Source organism: Bradyrhizobium sp. BRP56 (assembly GCF_020194035.1).
Classification (GTDB): domain Bacteria; phylum Pseudomonadota; class Alphaproteobacteria; order Rhizobiales; family Xanthobacteraceae; genus Bradyrhizobium; species Bradyrhizobium australafricanum.
On sequence record NZ_JADYVV010000149.1, the window covers coordinates 1 to 2,707 of the forward strand.

General features: G+C 56.1%; 4 protein-coding genes. 3 read left to right on the plus strand and 1 reads right to left on the minus strand.

Features of this window, described 5'->3' with window-relative positions; all coding sequences use genetic code 11:
- Positions 1–206 precede the first annotated feature (206 nt).
- On the plus strand, positions 207–428 hold the full coding sequence (locus tag I6F38_RS43025) for a hypothetical protein (RefSeq protein WP_069277448.1): 222 nt from the start codon (positions 207–209) through the stop codon (positions 426–428).
- Positions 429–609: 181 nt separating this feature from the next.
- Here I6F38_RS43025 and I6F38_RS43030 read toward each other — a convergent pair whose 3' ends face one another.
- Positions 610–939, minus strand: coding sequence for an IS110 family transposase (locus I6F38_RS43030; protein ID WP_225164662.1), 330 nt, complete (start codon positions 937–939; stop codon positions 610–612).
- 114 nt (positions 940–1,053) lie between these two features.
- Between I6F38_RS43030 and I6F38_RS44360 the strand changes: the two genes are divergently transcribed.
- Both I6F38_RS44360 and I6F38_RS43040 read left to right on the plus strand, forming a co-directional pair.
- The gene (locus tag I6F38_RS44360; protein WP_346657179.1) at positions 1,054–1,476 is read left to right on the plus strand and encodes a hypothetical protein; all 423 of its coding nucleotides are present in this window, start codon (positions 1,054–1,056) and stop codon (positions 1,474–1,476) included.
- Between the two features lie 262 nt (positions 1,477–1,738).
- A complete protein-coding gene (locus I6F38_RS43040) occupies positions 1,739–1,990 on the plus strand; it encodes a hypothetical protein (protein ID WP_028344374.1) in 252 nt (83 codons plus the stop codon).
- Positions 1,991–2,707: the final 717 nt, after the last annotated feature.

A 2,707-nucleotide genomic window follows, 5' to 3' on the forward strand; every position in this document is an offset into this window, starting at 1 on the left:
TATGGATGAGATTTGAATAATCTGACTCAGTGTTAGCCGATCCGCTGAGTCAACGGGGCGCTGGCTAGGCTTAACAACCGTTCGCATGACCAAAAGGGACTGAGCAGGATCGGTGCGAAAATGACTGCGAAGATCGTCATTATCTGCGACCACGAAGATTCCCATGGCGCAGTGACTTTGACAACCTACATGGGCTCGGAGGATAAATGTCTATCTATCTGCACACGCAAGTCCGGCGGATGAAGCCGACCGAGATCAGCCGCATCATGACAGCCTACGAGCAAACTCTACATGCTCTCTGCGTCAAGGATCGCGACGACCCACTCACGGAAATGATTGCGAAGACAATTATCAAGGTCGCACAGACCGATATCACTGATCCAGCAGAGATTTCGGCTCACGCGATCAAGCAATTAGAAATCCGCTAAGGGATGAGATGTCCAACCAAAGGATGTCCCACGCGATACTTACCAGCGCTGGGGTCTCGACAAACAAGCGCTCCTTCATCTTTCTGAAAATTGTCGATGAAGATGCTCTTGAGGTGGAACGGCGCGCTCATTTTCAGCAACGCTCAGCGTTCGATATCCTTTGCAGAGCCGCAGCTGCGCCTTACAGGCAATATCCGGACTGCCTTTGGAAGACGGACGATCGCTTCAGCCTTCTCCTCGCGAGGCGAGGCGGAAAGCGATAGCTCCAGGCGGCCTTGATGAGCATGCGCCGAGCCTCGCTGTTGCCGGCTTTGGTGATGCCACCACACCGGATCCGCTGCTCCGAAGGCACCAGGCCGAGATACACAATCAAATGGCGAGCGCTCTCGACGCGAGCCAGATCGCCGATCGCGGCGACAAATGTTGCGGCTGAGATCAGATCAAGCCCATTACGAGGCGCCGGGCGCGACGACGGGCGGTTGAGCTGGCTGCGTTCAGGAGGCGCGACCATGCTTTGGCATGATGATCTTCTGCGAAGATGGCGAGATCAGGCAGCATCACAAATGCATAGCGAAAGCGTCATTAGGAGCGGAATGAGTATCTTTAATCGTTTGAGTATTTTCCAATGAAAACAATTATTTACGGGATAACGTGGGATATAGAAAGTCGCCGCTGCCCCTCGTATTTATTCCTCATCACCGCACAGCCCTGGGTATCTATCGGTGATGAGATCGCCGTCACCGCGCTCCCGCCTTCTTGCAACGGAAAGGAGTGCGCTATGGTCATCAAGCGTCATCGAACGAAACATACCAAGACATTCGAAGAGAGATTGGCTGAGGAGGCTGCTCGCTTCAGGGAAGCTGCCTCGCAACTCCCGCCGTGCGCACAGCGCGAGCTCTATCTTCGTCGAGCCCGTCAGGCTGAAACGGCGGCCCATATCAACGATTGGCTGACGTCGCCCGGCCTGCAGCCGCCTACGATCGAAAAATTGCACGTCGTCCGGAAGCTGAAGCCGAATCGAGAAGGCGATCTAAATGGCCAAGGTTAAAGATCCCATGAACCTCTCGGAAAGGGCGAAGTCTCGCGCGATCAGGCGAACGATTGGCAGCAGAGGACTCGGTACGCAACAGCGAGGGTGGCGCAGGGTGCGACAAACCGAAGGACAAAAGCAGGCCGGACGAGTAGGTCCACTCGCCCTCCAGTCGCACATGCGATATTGATCTGAAAATCAGCTTGAGTGAATAGATGGGCCCGCCCGGCACTGCCGCGGCGGGTTCTGCTTTTGAAAAACAATCAAACGAAATTAAACGATGCCCGCGGCGAAAAGCGAGAAAGGCGCGGGTCGCAGGGCTGGCGTCCCGAACACAAACACCCAGGAGCTGCAGCAGAAGGTTGAGGCCTCTGGCCTTACGCCGCTGGAGTACATGCCCAGCGTCATGCGGGACGAAGTGTTGGACCGCGACACCCGGCTTGATGCTTCCAAATCGGCGGCGCTTTACGTTCACGCGCGATTGGCTGCTTTTGAGCACTCCGGCGCTCAACCAATCCGCCGCCATGCCTGACCCGGCGGTGCTCGGCCTGATCGCGCCCTTCGGGGTAGGGTTCCTTCTGCCTTGAGTGGAAAGCAACCGCGGAAGCGGCGCCATCCGTGGCCGCGACGGTATCGGCCTCTCTTCGGCTGGCTTAGTTTCAATTCGACTTTGCTGCGATCTGGCAATCAGGCCAGCTAGGACCAGGATGGAACCTGTAGCGATCATCACGCCGATGAGGGGCTTGGGGTGCCGATTGACAGCCGGCTCCTCTAACCGCTCGGATGCGGCCCCCGAGCGGCGGCTTTCCGTTGTAGTGCGAAAGAGAAGCCAACCACCGATTGACCACCGAAGCCCCGTGCACAACCTGCGAAGGTGGTCAGTCAGGATCCAGCTTCAATGTTTTCGTTGAGTTTTTCGGTCGCTGATTGACGCAGGGCGCAGCGGGGTTTGCTCACAAGCAGTCATGATGCAGCTAATCTTCCTTCGGCTTCATCTCCCGGATTTGCGTGTGCAAGTAGATCGACATTTTTTCACCTCCCGAACCCAGACGGACCAAATTCACTATCTTATGGAAACCTTCTCGGTCGCCGAATAACGATACTCCGACGTCATCGCGGCATCCATCTAACGTTTCTCAGCGCCTTTGTTCTTGACGTGTGGCGGTTAGTATCCTCGCCTGCTTAGCTTTTCATCGCGGCGGTGCCCTGATCGCTGAGGTCATCTTTCGGATTTCAAATCTCACCCATG